Origin of the sequence: Fibrobacter sp., assembly GCA_017503015.1 — a bacterium.
Taxonomy (GTDB): domain Bacteria; phylum Fibrobacterota; class Fibrobacteria; order Fibrobacterales; family Fibrobacteraceae; genus Fibrobacter.
Map to the genome: position 1 here is coordinate 1 of JAFVTX010000017.1, position 15,623 is coordinate 15,623.

Annotated in this window: 14 protein-coding genes and 1 tRNA gene; 6 read left to right on the forward strand and 9 right to left on the reverse strand. The window is 50.2% G+C overall.

The window, feature by feature from the left end:
* Positions 1-73 precede the first annotated feature (73 nt).
* From IKB43_03375 to IKB43_03390, 4 genes are all read right to left on the reverse strand, one after another.
* Positions 74-394 (reverse strand): hypothetical protein, encoded by a 321-nt coding sequence (locus tag IKB43_03375; protein ID MBR2469183.1) that lies wholly within the window; start codon positions 392-394, stop codon positions 74-76.
* Between the two features lie 24 nt (positions 395-418).
* A tRNA-Ser gene (locus IKB43_03380) sits at positions 419-503 on the reverse strand.
* A 157-nt stretch (positions 504-660) separates the two neighbouring features.
* On the reverse strand, positions 661-2,355 hold the full coding sequence (locus tag IKB43_03385; GenBank protein MBR2469184.1) for a M3 family oligoendopeptidase: 1,695 nt from the start codon (positions 2,353-2,355) through the stop codon (positions 661-663).
* A 2-nt stretch (positions 2,356-2,357) separates the two neighbouring features.
* Complete coding sequence (locus IKB43_03390; GenBank protein ID MBR2469185.1) at positions 2,358-3,038, reverse strand: hypothetical protein; 681 nt, start codon at positions 3,036-3,038, stop codon at positions 2,358-2,360.
* A 278-nt stretch (positions 3,039-3,316) separates the two neighbouring features.
* Between IKB43_03390 and grpE the strand changes: the two genes are divergently transcribed.
* From grpE to thiF, 3 genes are read left to right on the forward strand one after another with little or no spacing between them, the layout of a single operon-like run.
* Positions 3,317-4,012 (forward strand): nucleotide exchange factor GrpE, encoded by a 696-nt coding sequence (gene grpE, locus IKB43_03395; GenBank protein ID MBR2469186.1) that lies wholly within the window; start codon positions 3,317-3,319, stop codon positions 4,010-4,012.
* Positions 4,013-4,037: 25 nt separating this feature from the next.
* The gene (gene thiS, locus IKB43_03400) at positions 4,038-4,232 is read left to right on the forward strand and encodes a sulfur carrier protein ThiS (GenBank protein ID MBR2469187.1); all 195 of its coding nucleotides are present in this window, start codon (positions 4,038-4,040) and stop codon (positions 4,230-4,232) included.
* Complete coding sequence (thiF, locus tag IKB43_03405) at positions 4,232-4,879, forward strand: thiamine biosynthesis protein ThiF (GenBank protein ID MBR2469188.1); 648 nt, start codon at positions 4,232-4,234, stop codon at positions 4,877-4,879. Before thiS ends, thiF begins: the two co-directional genes overlap by 1 nt.
* A 12-nt stretch (positions 4,880-4,891) precedes the next feature.
* Here the strand turns inward: thiF and IKB43_03410 are convergent, their stop codons facing one another.
* The 3 genes from IKB43_03410 to IKB43_03420 form a co-directional block, all read right to left on the reverse strand.
* On the reverse strand, positions 4,892-5,194 hold the full coding sequence (locus IKB43_03410) for a type II toxin-antitoxin system RelE/ParE family toxin (GenBank protein MBR2469189.1): 303 nt from the start codon (positions 5,192-5,194) through the stop codon (positions 4,892-4,894).
* Positions 5,191-5,493, reverse strand: a complete 303-nt coding sequence (locus IKB43_03415) for a type II toxin-antitoxin system RelB/DinJ family antitoxin (protein ID MBR2469190.1) — start codon at positions 5,491-5,493, stop codon at positions 5,191-5,193. Before IKB43_03415 ends, IKB43_03410 begins: the two co-directional genes overlap by 4 nt.
* A 106-nt stretch (positions 5,494-5,599) precedes the next feature.
* Positions 5,600-6,298 (reverse strand): fibrobacter succinogenes major paralogous domain-containing protein, encoded by a 699-nt coding sequence (locus tag IKB43_03420; protein MBR2469191.1) that lies wholly within the window; start codon positions 6,296-6,298, stop codon positions 5,600-5,602.
* Between the two features lie 452 nt (positions 6,299-6,750).
* Here IKB43_03420 and dnaK point away from each other — a divergent pair, with 452 nt between their 5' ends.
* From dnaK to IKB43_03435, 3 genes are all read left to right on the forward strand, one after another.
* Complete coding sequence (gene dnaK / locus IKB43_03425; GenBank protein MBR2469192.1) at positions 6,751-8,652, forward strand: molecular chaperone DnaK; 1,902 nt, start codon at positions 6,751-6,753, stop codon at positions 8,650-8,652.
* Positions 8,653-8,883: 231 nt separating this feature from the next.
* Complete coding sequence (gene dnaJ / locus IKB43_03430; GenBank protein MBR2469193.1) at positions 8,884-10,029, forward strand: molecular chaperone DnaJ; 1,146 nt, start codon at positions 8,884-8,886, stop codon at positions 10,027-10,029.
* A gap of 110 nt (positions 10,030-10,139) precedes the next feature.
* Positions 10,140-10,760 (forward strand): type IV toxin-antitoxin system AbiEi family antitoxin domain-containing protein, encoded by a 621-nt coding sequence (locus IKB43_03435; GenBank protein ID MBR2469194.1) that lies wholly within the window; start codon positions 10,140-10,142, stop codon positions 10,758-10,760.
* A gap of 780 nt (positions 10,761-11,540) precedes the next feature.
* Here IKB43_03435 and IKB43_03440 read toward each other — a convergent pair.
* Both IKB43_03440 and IKB43_03445 read right to left on the reverse strand, forming a co-directional pair.
* Complete coding sequence (locus tag IKB43_03440; GenBank protein ID MBR2469195.1) at positions 11,541-12,230, reverse strand: fibrobacter succinogenes major paralogous domain-containing protein; 690 nt, start codon at positions 12,228-12,230, stop codon at positions 11,541-11,543.
* A 1,044-nt stretch (positions 12,231-13,274) separates the two neighbouring features.
* Complete coding sequence (locus tag IKB43_03445) at positions 13,275-14,078, reverse strand: fibrobacter succinogenes major paralogous domain-containing protein (protein ID MBR2469196.1); 804 nt, start codon at positions 14,076-14,078, stop codon at positions 13,275-13,277.
* Positions 14,079-15,623 lie beyond the last annotated feature (1,545 nt).

The following is a 15,623-nucleotide window of genomic DNA, read 5'->3' on the forward strand; positions in this document are numbered from 1 at the left end:
ATAGCCCCGGAAGGTGGATACAAAAAAATACCCCGGAGGTTAGTCCGAGGTATCATTTCAAAAAGTTTCGGAATTACACACCGAAAGCGGCGTCGGCTGCTTCGGCATTGGCGGCAGCGTTTTCCGCCACGTTTTCGGATTCAGCGGCAGCAGAAGCGGCAATGGCTTCTTCGGTCACGTCGTTGCTTCCCTTTTCAATCATGGAAAGCTTGCCTTCCTTGAACTTGTACATAGCGATGGTGGTGGGCTTCTTGGTGAGCTGGATGTAACCCTGACCGGCCTGGCTGTTGAGGAAACGGGCCTCATGGGCCATCATCACCACGGCACGGAAAACGGAACCTTGGCATTCCTTGCTAGCGTAAATATCGTCGAGATAAACTCTCTGGTCGGACATCGGGGTACCTCCGAAATTTTTTAGAAGAGGGAGAGGGATTCGAACCCTCGTTACCGTAAAGTAAACACGCTTTCCAAGCGTGCGCCTTCAACCACTCGGCCATCCCTCCTTAGGATGTGAGGCCAAATATAGATGTTTTTTTTGCCCTTGTCAACCGATTTTAGGCCATTTTTGCATAAAAAAGTGTTTTTTTCTAAAAAAAGCTATTTGTTGCTATGACGGATTCGAATCCTAGTAACTAGTAACTCTTAACTACTAACTGCGCCTCAGGCGCCAAGCTCATCCCACACGACCTGCATGAGCGGTTCGAGCGTCTTGGGGGTGAAGTCGAACTTGATGTTTGCGGCGGCAAAAAGCTCCGGCAGGGGGCGGCTGCTCCCCAGACTTTCGGCTCGGAAAAGGTCGTCGATGGCTTTTTTCGGGTCTTTCTTGAAGTTCGCCCATACCTGCAGGGCTCCAATCTGGGCTATTCCGTACTCGATGTAGTAGAACGGGCACTCAAAAATGTGGAGCTGCTTTTGCCAGAGGTTTCCGCGGACCGCTTCCAGGCCCGAATAGTCGATGCCTGCGTCGTAGCGGTCCATGATTTCGTTCCAGATGTCGGTGCGGTCGCTGGCCGTGTGCTCCGGGAAACTGTAGATGCGGTGCTGAAAACTGTCCACGCTGGCCACCCATGGGAACAGCCAGATGACATCTGTCAGTTCGCCCAGGATACTCCGGGAAATGGCCTCGTGGTTGTCTCCGTAGAAGGGTTTCAGGTTGGACATGCCGATAAGCTCCATGCTCATGCTGGCCACTTCTGCAAATTCCGCAGGAACGTCCCTGTAGGCCACAATAGGCTGGTTCGCCAGGGCGAACTGGTGGAATGAATGACCCGATTCGTGCAGGAGCGTGTAGATGTCCCGGTCCGTGCAGGCGGAATTCATGAAGATGAAGGGGAGGCGGCTCTCGTCAAAGCCGATCTGGTAGCCGCCGGGGGCCTTGCCGAGCCTGGAATCCGGGTCGATAAGGTTCTGGGCCTGCATCTCCCTGGCCCACTTGCCTGCCTGGGGGTGGATGCTTTCGAAAATCCGATCCACCTTTTCGATGAGTTCCGCTCCGCTAGAATATGGCTTGAGGGCAGGCCTGTTCAGCGGGTCGACGTCCAGGTCCCAAGGCCTGAGCTTTTCAAGACCCATTTTCTGGGCGCGCTTCTTGTAGATTTCTTTCAGCAGGGGGAGCACCAGCTTCTCGATGCTTTCGTGGAAAGCTTCGCAGTCGGCGGGGGAGTAGTCGAACCGGTGCTTCGCGAGGAAAATGTAGTCGATAAAGTCCTTGCAGTGGGCGTTCTTGGCCACATCCTTACGAATTTTGAACAACTTATCAAAAGCACTGTCCAGGGCGTCCTTGTCCTTGAGGCGGCGTTCCCACATGGCCCGCCAGGCCCGTTCCCGCAAGCCCCGGTCTGTATTTTCCATGTAGGTCGCCATCTGCTGCATGGTCTGAGTCTTGCCTTCGAACTCCACGCTCATGCCGCCGGTAATCTTCTGGTAGGCCTGAATTTCCTTGTTTTCTTCGGTCTCCAGGGGAATATTGTCGGGGGAGAACAGGTCCAGGGAAACCTGGACGCCCTTGAACCATTCGCCGAACTCGCCCTTGAGAGCGTCCTTGGAGGGGTGGGCCATCAGTTTCTTGTTCAGCTTGTCATCGTATTCGTTGATGACAGGCTGGATGTTTTCTACAAAGTCGGCATAGGCCTTGGCAGCCTTTTCGTCCTTGGTGTCGCAGGTCATGGCCACGTAGCGGCGGCAGCTGACTTCGCCCAGCACAGAGTTCAGCTCGCTCCAGTCCAGAATCCAGTCCCGTAGGGGAGTGGCGGCCGCGGGAATGTCCCGCAATAGCAGGCTCCGGTAAAGCTCGCTGATTTTCTTTTCGTCATCGGGATTCAGGTTTTCGGGGACAAAACGACGGGGGAGTTTCATAATCATTCCTTCGGGAAAATGGAATAGACCCAGTCACTGACAAGGCCGTCCAAAAGGGATTTCCGGGCCCTGTCTTCCAGGGCGCGCATTTCTTCGGGAGAAATGGGATGTTCTATGTCAAAATCAAAGGAAACTAGCGGGCCTTCGGCTTCCAGGGATACGGAAATTTCGCCCTTGGCGCGGTACTTGGTGATTCCGGTCAGGGAGAGAAGCCTTTTGTCCAGCGGAAAGTCCGTCGTAAGCGTGATGTCGCTTGCGCCGGGCAAAAGCACCGTAGAATCCTTCAACTGCAATGGCAGTTCTATCAAGGTATCCAGGAATAGGTTCGCCTTCAGATTCCGGACCCACAGGGTGTCCGGGCTCTGGTTGTTTGCCGTCATGACGGCCGTCAGGTGCGCCTTGCCAAGTTCCTTCTCGATAATCCCTCTGGCCAAGTTCTGCACGATAAGCACCACCTGGGGGTTCGGCAGCAGCGTAGATTTAAGGTTATTGACCTGCTCGAACAGCTCCGGATTGATGGTCACGGAATCCAGCGCGAGTTCCTTGAATTCTAGCTTGGTCTTGCTCAGGATGCTGGCCGCGTCGATCTTTCGGGTGGCCGCACAGCTCTGCAGCAGGACGGCGGAAAAAAGGCAGACCACCGCAAACAGGATAAATTTATATTTGGAGGGCATTTTGCTCATTTCGTTTACAATATATAAAGATAGGAAATGCGGGATTGGCCAAATTTGACAAATTGAGGCAAAAATTGCTATATTTTGTTGCCGATAATGCGGGTTATGTAAACTAAAATATAAAAAACGAAAGGGGGCCGTGTTTCACAATAAAACCTCTTTCCTTAATTTTTTGCCCAATATCCCCTTATTTCCTTTGGCACATAATTTGCTATCTTTGGGCGTGATTTTGGCTAGAAAATGTAAAACTGTAGCCCGTCAGGATAATTTTTAAAGGATTTATTGAAATGGCAGAAGATTTGAACGAACAGGAACCGACCGCAGAAGAAAAAGCAAAATTCGAAGCAGACGTGCTCAAGGCCGCCGAAGACGCGATGAAGATGGATGGTTCGGCAAGCTCACCAACCGAGAATAAGGTCGACGCAGAACATCATCCTGAGAAGCAAAGCGACGAAGGATCCAGTCCGGATGCTGCCGCCGAGCAGCCCGCAGACGCAGCCGCTGAACAGCCTGCGGAACCCGCTACCGAAGACCCGACTGCTGCCCTCAAGGCAGCCCTTGCCGATGCAAACGACCGGAACCTCCGCCTGATGGCCGAATTCGACAACTACCGCCGCCGTACCGCCAAGGAACAGCTGGAACTCATCGAGACCGCCAACGGCAAGCTCCTGGAAAAGCTCTCCGAAGTCCAGGACAACTTCGAGCGTGCCTTCGCCAGCGAAAACAAGGCCCAGGACCTGGAAGCCTTCGAGAAAGGCATGCAGATGATTTACAACCAGTTCGCAAAGATTCTCACCGACGCGGGCCTCGAGCAAATCGACCCCACCGGCGCGGAATTCGACCCGAACATGCACGAAGCCCTGATGCAGCAGCCCAGCGAGACTGTGCCCGAAGGCCATGTGGTCACCGTGTTCCAGAAGGGCTACAAGCTCAAAAACAAGATCTTGAAAACCGCGAAAGTCATCGTCTCCTCCGGAAAATAGGCCCGCACTAAACTATATTTGACCCATGCTGAAGATTAACGGACAGGACGTAGATGCCGCAGGCAAAACGCTGGAAAGCTACATTGCCGAAGCCGGATTCAATAAGGTGCGTATAGCCGTAGAACGGAACGGAGAAATCGTCCCCAAGTCCAAATACGGCGAGACCGTCCTTGCCGACGGCGACTGCGTCGAAGTCGTGAACTTTGTAGGTGGCGGCTGATGTCGGCTGGCGATACACCCCTCCCCTCCCGAGAGCAAATCCTGGCCGCCCTGGTCCAAAAGCAGGGAGCCGATGCCGTCGAGAAACTGCAAAAAGCAACTATCGCCGTGTGCGGCCTGGGAGGCCTCGGCTCGAACATCGCCATTTCCCTCGCCCGTGCAGGCGTCGGCAGGCTAATTTTGATAGATTTCGACACGGTGGACATCACCAATCTGCACCGCCAGCAATACAAAATGAACCAGGTGGGAATCCCCAAGGCCGAAGCCCTCCTCGAGAACCTGAAAGAGATCGCCCCCTATGTTCATTACGAGGTCCATCGGGTCAAGGTCACCGCCGAAAACGCAGTTTCCCTTTTGCAGGAGGCCGACGTCATCTGCGAAGCTTTTGACAAGGCCGACGCCAAGGCCATGCTGGTGGATACGGTCCTGGAGCAACTTCCTCAAAAATATCTGGTCGCCGCCAGCGGGATGGCCAGCTACGACAGCGGAAACGCCATCCTCACCCGCCGCATTACGGACAAGTTCTACCTCTGCGGCGACGGCAAGAACGACGTGGACGAAGTCGCCGGGCTTGTTGCCCCCCGCGTCATGCTCTGCGCCGCCCACCAGGCCCTGACCGCCATCCGTCTTGTGCTCGGTCTGGATTAAGTTTTTTGAAGACTACTTTGCTTCTTGTCTGTAATAAAGGACGCGCAATATAACGACTTTCTGCTTGTCGTGATTGACATGATAAAACAAGCGGTAATTCTCGACAGACATTGAGCGTACTTCACGCAAAATCCAAGGTTCTTCTTGACATAAGGCAAATGCTTCTGGAAAATCGGATAACGTGTTTACCGATTCCTGAAATTTTGCCATTAGATTTTTGGCAGCGATTGGCGAACAAAGCGTTATGCTGATATAGTCAAAGATTTGATCGATGTCAGCCTCTGCAGCAGAAGAAAAGTGGACTTCAAAATTCATACCTTATATTTCTTCTTGACATCGGAAAGGACCATCGCGGCAGGGCGGGTGCGACCTTTCAGCATATCGTCGTAGCCTTTCTCGAGTTCCGCATCGAGGCGTTCTTTCGACCATTTGGCAGCGTTTTCTGGAGCCTTGGGCAACTTCACGTCGAAGGGAATACCCTGTTGCAGAATTATCTGCTTATAGAACATGTTGATGGCGCTAGAAACGGATATGCCGAGGGTTTCCAGGACGCTTTCGGCCTGTTCCTTGACGTCGGGTTCAATACGGGCGTATAAATTTGCGGTCTTATTCATGTCTATTAATATACGTTTTTGTCCGCACAAAAGCAATACATTTTTGGATTTTTATGATGAGATAATCTCTTGACAATGAGATAATCTGGAAAAACTCGTCATGACACTAATTATTTTTGAGACAGCGGACAGACTTTAGATTACCTCTATATTCACCGTCGTAGTAAAGAACGGAATCTGTAGAGAACGAAAAACTCCAATAATAAGCGCTCGTTGTACCATGGCTTTTATTGGACCAAAACTCCGCAAAAAAAGTTCCCAAGCAAACATTGTCAAAAGCACAATTACCAGAAGGTTTCACTGAAAAACCGTAAGAGTCAAGTCCGTTACAACGGTCTCCTTTCAAATCATTTTCCCATCCACTGGCGCTTTTCAACTTTCTTCCAGCAACCTCCTTGCCACCAACGAAATCCAGCATCAGATTCCACTCTTCATCTGTTGGCAAATGCCACCCCTCTGGGCATACTTCCTGCGCTTCGTACCAACTGTACAAACGCCCGAACTCAGTGCAGTTTTCATCAAGCCCGTCATAACAATAACTTCCAGCTATCGCATAATTCAGATTTTCTGCCATCCATTCCTGATCACCCAAGAAAACAGTCTTATATGATTTTCCATCACGTGAATCTACGAAACTCCCTTGTTTTACATCAACTTTTTCATTGGATTTGTCGTCGGCACTAGATTTTACATCAACTTTTTCATTGGATTTGTCGTCGGCACTAGAGCCTTTGTCGCTACCACAAGCAGAAAAAAACATTGTCAAAGCAGTGAATACAATAACTAACAGGGGTATTTTATTCATGAAAGAATCCTTATTTTAAATCAATTTAAAGAAAAAATTTTTTTGGCAATATAACTTATTTTATGTTGGTTTACAAGCAACGTTCACTGGAAGGGGTGTTAGGGGGTGGAGCCACCTAGGCGAGGGGGTGGAGAGCAACGGAGTGCGAACCAGGGGGATGCCTCCCCCACCCCTTTTCTATGGACCCTATCCCCTATCGCTGCGCTCCAGGGTCCAGGGTGACAGGGAGATCCCCGCCTTCGCGGGGATGACATCCCGCGGCTACCGTTCCATTATGAAACATGGCGTTTTCAGCCTTTTCCAAGCCGTTTTCTTGTTTCAGAACGAAACGAAATGGCCGTTTTTTGCCAGTTATTAGCATTTGGCACGGGTTTTGCTTATGTATGGGCGTAAAAAATCGCCCCGTTCAGATTGATTCGCGGGCGGCAAGAATTTAAAATAGGAGACTCATTATGAGCAAGATTATCGGTATTGACTTGGGAACGACCAACAGCTGCGTGTCCGTGATGGAAGGCGGCAAGCCGGTCGTGATCGCTAACGCGGAAGGTTTCCGCACCACCCCGTCCATTGTCGCTTTCGGCAAGAACGGCGAACGTCTGGTGGGCCACGTGGCAAAGCGTCAGGCCATCACCAACCCCGAAAAGACCATTTACTCCATCAAGCGTTTCATGGGCCGTACGGCCGGCGAATGCTCCGCTGCCGAAAAGAACATGCCCTACAAGCTGGTGGGCACGGGTTCTGACCCGGTGCGCGTGCAGGTGGACGACAAGCAGTTCGCCCCTCCCGAAATTTCGGCCATGGTTCTCCAGACCATGAAGAAGATCGCCGAAGACTACCTCGGCCAGCCGGTGACGCAGGCCGTGATTACGGTCCCCGCCTACTTTAACGACTCCCAGCGTCAGGCTACGAAGGATGCCGGCAAGATCGCTGGCCTCGAAGTGCTCCGTATCGTGAACGAACCGACTGCAGCCGCCCTTGCCTACGGTCTTGATTCCAAGAAGAGCGAAAAGGTCGCCGTGTATGACCTCGGTGGCGGTACGTTCGATATCTCCATCCTGGAAATCGACGACGGCATGTTCAGCGTGAAGGCCACCAACGGCGATACGATGCTCGGCGGTGACAACTTCGACGAAGTGATTATCGACTGGATCAACGACGAATTCAAGAAGGACAATCCGGGCATCGACCTGAAGAAGGACAAGATGGCCCTGCAGCGTTTGAAGGACGCCGCGGAAAAGGCGAAGATCGACCTTTCTGCCACGACTTCCACGAACATCAACCTCCCCTTCATCACTGCCGACGCTTCGGGCCCGAAACATTTGGACCTCACGCTCAGCCGTGCAAAGTTTGACCAGCTGACCGCCCACCTGGTGGAACGCTCCATGGAACCCTGCCGCAAGGCTATCGCCGACTCCGGCCTCTCCCTGAGCGAAATCGACGAAGTGATCCTGGTCGGTGGTTCTACCCGTATCCCGGCCGTGCAGGAAGCCGTGAAGAAGTTCTTCGGCAAGGAACCGAACAAGACTGTGAACCCGGACGAAGTGGTGGCTATCGGTGCTGCCGTCCAGGGTGCCGTGCTTAGCGGCGACTCCTCCGTGAAGGACGTGTTGCTCCTCGACGTGACCCCGCTTTCTCTGGGTATCGAAACTCTCGGTGGCGTGATGACCAAGCTCATCGACCGTAACACCACGATTCCGACCAAGAAGAGCCAGGTGTTCTCTACCGCCGAAGACAACCAGCCGGCCGTGACGATTCACGTGCTGCAGGGCGAACGCGAATTTGCCCGCGACAACCGTACGCTCGGCAAGTTCGACTTGACCGACCTTCCGAAGAAGCCGCGTGGCGTGCCGCAGATCGAAGTGACCTTCGATATCGACGCGAACGGCATTGTGCACGTGTCTGCCAAGGACAAGGAAACCGGCAAGGAACAGTCCATCAAGATTACTTCTTCCAGCGGCCTTTCCGAAGACGAAATCAACAAGATGGTGAAGGATGCCGAAGCCAACGCTGCCAAGGACAAGGAACAGCGCGAACTGGTGGACATCAGGAACCAGGCCGAACAGATGGCTTACCAGGCCGAAGGCCAGCTCAAGGAATTTGGCGACAAGCTGCCGGCCGACACCAAGAGCCAGCTGCAGGCTGCTATCGACGACATCAAGGCCAAGAAGGACAACGGCACCAAGGAAGAGATCAAGGCCGCTATGGACAAGCTCCAAGGCATGATCAGCTCCATGGCTCAGGCCGCCGGTGCAAACCAGGCTCAGCCGGGTCCGCAGCCGGGTGCTTCTGAACAGCCGAAGAACGACAAGAAGGGCGACGGTCCGGAAGTCGTCGACGCGGAAGTGGTTGACTAATAGGCGTGAGGTCGCTCGCAAGCTCGCTTTGAGGACGCTGCGCTCTGAGGAGTGAGCCTTGAAAGCGATCTCTTAAATGGTGTTTCCCCGTTTTTTGACCGGGAACACCTTTTTGCTATAGAATTTAACCTCAAAGGGGCTTTAGCCCCGACCTCAAAGTGCCTTTAGGCACGACCTCATTGCTCAAAGGGAGCCGTTAGGCGACCGACCTGCGAGCAAAGCGAGCGAAAAATGGCTGAAAAAAGAGATTATTACGAAGTTCTAGGCGTCGGCAAGGACGCGAGTGCTGACGAGATCAAGCACGCCTACAAGAAGCTTGCCATCAAGTACCACCCGGACAAGAACCCGGGCGACAAGGAAGCCGAAGAGAAGTTCAAGGAGGCTGCCGAGGCCTACGATGTGCTCAGCAACCCCGAGAAGCGTAAACAGTACGACCAGTTCGGCTTTAACGCCCCCGGTGGCGGTTTTGGTGGCGGCGGATTCGGCGGCCAGGGATTCAGTTTCGAGGATATCTTCGCGAACTTTGGCGATATTTTCGGTGGCGGATTCGGTGGCTTTGGCGGCGGTGGCCGCAGGAGCTCGCGTAAGGCCGGGCCTCCGCGCGGGAACGACTTGCAGATCAAGGTGGCGCTCAGCTACAAGGAAATCTTCGAGGGCTGCACCAAGAAGGTTCGCCTGAAACGCTACACTCCGTGTACGGAATGTAACGGCAAGGGCGGTCAGGACATCAAGGAATGCAGCACCTGTCATGGAACGGGTCGTGTGCGCCGTTCTACAGGCGGATTTTTCCAGATGATTACCGAGAGCGCCTGCCCCACCTGTAACGGCATGGGCGAAGTCATCGCGAAACCGTGCCCGCATTGCCACGGCGAGGGCCGCGTACAGGAAACCGAAGAGATTTCCATCAAGATTCCGGCGGGCGTTGCTGAGGGCCAGTACCTGAACCTGCGTGGCGAAGGCAACTGCGGGCCTCGCGGCGGTGCTTGCGGCGACTTGCTGGCGGTCATTGCCGAAAAGCCCGACGACTTCTACACCCGCGAAGGCGACGATTTGCACTGCGAAATCAAGGTGCCGGTCCACAAGCTGGTGCTTGGCGGAACGCAGCGAATCCCGACGCTGGACGGTAGCGAAGTGCAGATCAAGATTGCGGCCGGCACTCAGGCCGGGAGCATCTTGCGCCTGCGCGAACAGGGCCTGTACCCGCTGAACAAGCGCGGCGACCGTGGAAGCCTCTACGTGAACATCGGCGTGGAAATCCCGAAGGACTTGAGCCGCGAAGAGAAGGAACTCTACCAGAAACTCGCGGAACTTAGGCACGACAAGGAAACCGCGCAGGAAGAATCCTTCCTTGAGAAAATGAAGAATCTGTTCAAATAGACGAAAGACGAAAGATTCCCCCGGCATTGACGTGTCGGGGGTGTTTTGTTTTGCCCATTGACAAACACTTTTTTATTATATATATTAAAAAGTGTTAATGAGGATGCAAAATGCTTTTGGAATTCTTGAAATCAAAATTCGGGCCGGGAAAACCGATTTTCACCGAAGACGCCGAGCCGCTTGGGCTTTCGGCTGGTAATCTGCGCCAGCAATTCAAGAAACTGGTCGATGCGGGCGAACTTTCGCGGTTTGAACCGGGGGTCTATTTTTTGCCGGACCCCAACCACGAATACTACCCCTTATCATCGAACATGGTCGCCGAGTACAAGTACATCACTGATGGCGATGAAATTTACGGTTATTATTCGGGTTACACCTTCGCTAACCAGTTGGGATTGTGTCTGCAGGTGCCGTATAAAGAAGAAATCGTCACGAATAACACCACAGCCATCGCGCGCGAAGTGAAGGTCGGAAAAATTCCATTTTACATCCGTCGGGCCAAGGTCGCCGTCACCAAGGAAAACCGCAACGTCCTTCAACTTCTAGATTTGCTGAAGGATGTCGAGGAATATACCGACTACTGCTGCGAGGAAGAATCGCCCGACATTATCCGCAGGCATATCTTGCGAAACAAGATTCTCCGCGCCGACGTAGATAAATACATCGAAAACTTCCCACTAAAAACATACAAGTATATCTACGACCTGAGGCTTTACGATGTACTTGCATGAAAACAAGGGCACCATAGCCTCCCTGCAGAAAATCATCGACCTGGGCGTTTTTGCGTAAAAATGTCACTTATTTAATATTTTTGTTGAAAATAGCAAAAATATTAAATAGGATTTGCGATTTTATGAAAAAATAGGTATATATTTTTCCAAAAACAAATAAAAGTAGCAATAATATTAAATATGATAATCAAGCGTCCGAAATACTGAAGGATATTGTCAAGCCGCATTACGACGACGGAATTTTAGTTGTCGGTTTACTGGATTTTTTGATGCAAACGGAATGGAGCGCCTGAGTGACGTTTGGGCGTTCCCCGCTGACGCGGGTCGGGCTGTCGCGTTATCGGCTCGCCCTGCTTCGCCGTCCGTTCAGCCTCGCTTCGCGAGTCCGAATGGCTTCGCCACTTCCATCCCTAACGCAACAAAAGTAAATAAAAGTATTTTTAGCAAATTAAATTTCTATTTTTTTCAAGTTCGTCAGCTAAAGTATATTAAGTATTTTGTCAATTTTCGGGAAGATATTTTTGAAAAATTTCATGTAATCAAGCATTGCTTCGCCAAGAATTTCCATATTGACATACGTTAAATCTATGTCAGGAACAAAACTAATACGAAAAGAAGCTTTTTCATTTTTTACTCCATATCAACGATTTTCCAAAATCTTTTGAACTTTGGAGCACATGGTGTTAAACAAAGATTTATCAGCTACAATGACAAAATCAAATCGACAGAGGGCTTTTTTACCAGTTTCCCCGTTCCAAACCCAACATTTAGCTTTGTATATCAGTTTGTGTCCTTGACGCAACGAACTGAGAACCCATTGCCCTTGCCGTTGTCATTCAGGAACGCATTGCCGAGGCCGTAGAGCAGGTACATGTTATAGGCGAAGCCATTACTGTACTCAGTAGCACTCCAGAAGAAGGCGTCGTAGCCATCGTCGTAGAAGAGGCCGTAGTACCTCCTGCCAGCGGGCAGCGCGGAAAAACCGTAGGTGTTTTTTCCTCTATTATATTCAGACCACCAGCCGCGCTGGGATGCAAGAACCGTACCCGCCCCTGATTCACCCCTCACCGCATTGAACAGGTTTCTCCATTCGGTAGTATCCGGCAAGTGCCAGCCCGGCGGACAAATCCCATAAACAGTGTCGGGTAAGACGCATGTTTTCCCCTCGCCACAATCAACAGACTTGTCTGTATATAGTTTGACTGAATCAATAGCCGCCGACCACGTGTATAGGCGACCCGCCAAGTCACAATTCTTGGATTCATCATTGTAACACCAGTTGCGATTCAACAAACTCGGTGTGGTTACGCTGTCGGAGTAGTTCAAGTTCTCAGCCATCCAAGTCTGTGTTCCAATTTCTACTGTCTTGTAAACATTGCCATCGCGAGAGTCTATCATGGTGCCGTAGGTAATGTCAGGATTCAGATAGGCTTCCTTAGGAACATCCCAACTCCAACCAGCCATCAACATCGCCCAACCATTCGCTGTGCAATAGTATATGTTGTCTTTCAGAACATTACCTCTTATAAGTCCGCCTATATTTACCGATGTGCATTCCTCACCGTAAGTATCATATTCCAAGGCCGACATCGTTTCCCAAGTATTCGATTTGCATATGTAATAACCTCCCCAAGGATATCTTGCAAACTCTCCTTCCCTGCTTGCCACGCATGCTCCCAGATTGTCTTCTATTCCATTGGCTGAGGCCCGCCACACCCCATTTTCATAAACATAATATTTGTCCTTGTTCTCGTTTCCCACTCGAACTTCGCCCTCGGTGCCGGAATCCCAACCGTATGTATCGTATTCCAAAGCAGCCACAATTTCCCAGGTATTCGACCTGCAGATGTAATGTTCGGCATTCAGAGACTTCTTTTCACCCTCCCTGCTTGCCATGCACGCGCCAAAGATGATTTCCAGTTCATTGGTCGTGACTCTCCATGTTCCGTTTTCATAGACATAATATTTGTCCTTGTTCATTACACCCGTCTTCACATCTCCATCTGAACCCAAAAAGCCATATGTGTCAAGTTCCAACGTAGTTGCATGCTCCCAGACACTATCCCTACAGATGTAGAAGTTTTTTTTGTATTCGATTATCACGCCATTATTCTTTGAACCGCATGGGTCAAAGGCATCCTTCTTTTCGGGAACTACGATCGCATCGGATGAACTTTGATATTCGCTGCACGAAGACAAGGCGGGCGAATCTGTGAAGGGAATTTCGCCCAAGTCCACCCAGGTGCCGTTCTTGCAAAGGTAAACGGCAAATACTTCATCAAGCCTCACAGTATCGCCCTCTCTGTCGCCAGTACAGGAGCCAAAATCAGTTAAGTCATACTCTTCAACAGAGCCGCAATCATAACAATCGTTATCCAGACCCGATGAACTGTTGCTGTCGTTCCCGCAGGCGGCAAGGAGAATAGCGAAAACGAATGCGGTGATATACTTTGTTATTGCGTTTATGTTTTGGGCCATAATAGCCTCCCTAATTTCAAAACGTCCTATAGTTAATTATTGATTTTTGATGCAACGGATCGAATACCCATCGTTAGTAGATAAACTCGATACACCAGGTGATTGGGTACGTAAGGCCAATCCGTAAGAGGAAGTCAGATAGCTTCTCGTTGAACTCCAGAAAAACGTTCCTGCGCCTTCCTGATAGAAGGCACCCTTGCTATCGAAATATCCAGCAGGCAATGCCGTAAAGTGAACCGCATCCGAACCATTACTGCTATCCCAACCATTTTCAGATTTGAGTATTTTAGTTGCATTTGCCTTTCCTCCAACGGCATTAATTAAGAGGCTCCATTCCGTTGTATCCGGCAAGTGCCAGCCTTCGGGGCATATACCGCGCACAGGGTATATCGGTGTACAAGACTTGTTGTATCCACAACCTTTCCCGTTTGTGCTCCATTTTCCGATACTATCCATGGCGGAAGCCCATGTGTAAAGACGTCCATATTTTGCACAGTTGTCTGTCATATTGTCATAACACCATGAAAGTCGTACGTTTCTTGCGCTGTCAAGATAATTCAGGTTTTCCGCCATCCAGGTCTGTGTTCCGATAGTTACAGTCTTGTAAATCTTCCCATCTCTTGAATCCGTCAATACCCCCAACTTTCCGAAAAAGTCAATCGATGCGTTCCATAAACCATTACTGCACAGGTACACGGAATCATGGGTTACTGCCAGGGGTTTTCTTATAATGTCACCTTCATTATATATTGTGCAGCCTTTATTCAAGGATTTTTCTTGCGGGCTGGCACTTCTGAATCCATTCGCATCGCAAACATATTTACTATAAGAAGCAATCATTCCATTGACAATCGAGCCATCTTTCAGGCATGTCAAGCCCAAAGTATCACGGTCCACTTTTGTCCACATTTCCAGCCTGCAGATATAATATCCCGCATACCGACCATCTACACAAAAACTGTCATCTGTGTCACAATATGAACCATTACTACAATATCCTATTTCGCCTTCCCGACTCGAGACACATGCTCCAAGTTCATCTTCAACCACATTGGCCGAAGTTCTCCAGGCTCCGTTTTCGTACACGTAGTAGTTGCGTATATTCACGCTACCTGTGCGCACTTCTCCATCATTGCTTGCACTCCAGCCGTAGGTGTCGTATTCCAAGGGAGTGGCGATATCCCAATAGTTAGATGGTGTACAGATGTAATAGTATCTTTCGTTTGAACCGATTATCTCCCCTAGTCTCTCTGCAACGCACGCCCCAAATTTTAATTCTAACGAACTGGCATACTGCCATTCATCATTTATGTAGATGTAATGATGTGATGTATCGTAACTGGCAGTTCTTATTTCACCCGTAGTGCCTGCACCCCAGTCTTGGGTATCATACTGCAATATCTCAGCGCTTTTCCATTCCTTGTTCTTGCAGATGTAATAGTCAACCCGATCATAGCCGCCTTCCAAATAAGAACCAGAGATTATATGTTTGGCCACCTCGCCCTCCCGGCTTGCTACGCATGCCCCCAGACTATTTTCGAGATATCCATCTGAAATTCGCCACGCTCCATTTTCATACACGTAATACTTGTCCCTGTTCTCCTTTCCCGCCCGAACTTCACCATCACGGCCTTTTCCAAAGCCGTAGGTGTCATATTCCAATTCTGTCGCCTCTACCCAGCTTCTTGACTTGCAGATGGAATAGTAATATTTCCATTTATTTTCCAATTGTCCTTCATCATTGTAATCTGTGTATAAGGAAGAATCAGCTTTGACAATTACACCCTCGCGGTCCCATGTACACCCGCCAAACACAACATCAATCCTAGAATCGTCCCATTGCCACTCGCCATTTCTATATACATAGTAATTGGTAGAATCTACGCTGCCTTTTCGAATTTCTCCTTCGGAGCCTGCGGTCCAACCATATGTATCATACTCTTGTGCGGTTGCATACTCCCAAAAATTATTTCTGCATATATAATACCCTCCATCATATTTGCTAATCACGCCTGCTTTTTTCTCTTCGCAAGGTCCAATCACCTTTTCCCGTTCCGACTCAACCCAGCCTGCCTTGAAATCAATCTCCTGACAGACAAAGTATTTTTTGTAATGCTTGCTGAATTTGTTTGTGTTCTGGCGGACCATCCTATTATCGTAAAGGCCACACTCACCCAGTCCAAAGACATTGGCCCAAAAATCATCCAAAATTTCTTCATAATTGTCTATCCATCCCTCTATCTGTAAAGAAGCTCCCCTTTTCTTTAAATTTTTCTGAATTTTACTATAGTCCAATTCGTATGCCCAGTCAGCCATGTCGGCCTTTGTTTGCAAGTCATCCCATACACCGTCTGTCCTGATATCGGCAATGAAATTGTCAAGGGT

Coding starts and splice junctions, on each gene's coding strand:
- IKB43_03435 (MBR2469194.1), top strand. CDS start 10,140: ATGCTTTTGGAATTCTTGAAATCAAAATTCGGGCCGGGAAAACCGATT.
- IKB43_03445 (MBR2469196.1), bottom strand. CDS start 14,078: ATGATTGCTTCTTATAGTAAATATGTTTGCGATGCGAATGGATTCAGA.
- grpE (MBR2469186.1), top strand. CDS start 3,317: ATGGCAGAAGATTTGAACGAACAGGAACCGACCGCAGAAGAAAAAGCA.
- dnaK (MBR2469192.1), top strand. CDS start 6,751: ATGAGCAAGATTATCGGTATTGACTTGGGAACGACCAACAGCTGCGTG.
- IKB43_03385 (MBR2469184.1), bottom strand. CDS start 2,355: ATGAAACTCCCCCGTCGTTTTGTCCCCGAAAACCTGAATCCCGATGAC.
- IKB43_03390 (MBR2469185.1), bottom strand. CDS start 3,038: ATGAGCAAAATGCCCTCCAAATATAAATTTATCCTGTTTGCGGTGGTC.
- IKB43_03375 (MBR2469183.1), bottom strand. CDS start 394: ATGTCCGACCAGAGAGTTTATCTCGACGATATTTACGCTAGCAAGGAA.
- IKB43_03415 (MBR2469190.1), bottom strand. CDS start 5,493: ATGAATAAGACCGCAAATTTATACGCCCGTATTGAACCCGACGTCAAG.
- IKB43_03410 (MBR2469189.1), bottom strand. CDS start 5,194: ATGAATTTTGAAGTCCACTTTTCTTCTGCTGCAGAGGCTGACATCGAT.
- IKB43_03420 (MBR2469191.1), bottom strand. CDS start 6,298: ATGAATAAAATACCCCTGTTAGTTATTGTATTCACTGCTTTGACAATG.
- IKB43_03440 (MBR2469195.1), bottom strand. CDS start 12,230: ATGTTGATGGCTGGTTGGAGTTGGGATGTTCCTAAGGAAGCCTATCTG.
- thiF (MBR2469188.1), top strand. CDS start 4,232: ATGTCGGCTGGCGATACACCCCTCCCCTCCCGAGAGCAAATCCTGGCC.
- thiS (MBR2469187.1), top strand. CDS start 4,038: ATGCTGAAGATTAACGGACAGGACGTAGATGCCGCAGGCAAAACGCTG.
- dnaJ (MBR2469193.1), top strand. CDS start 8,884: ATGGCTGAAAAAAGAGATTATTACGAAGTTCTAGGCGTCGGCAAGGAC.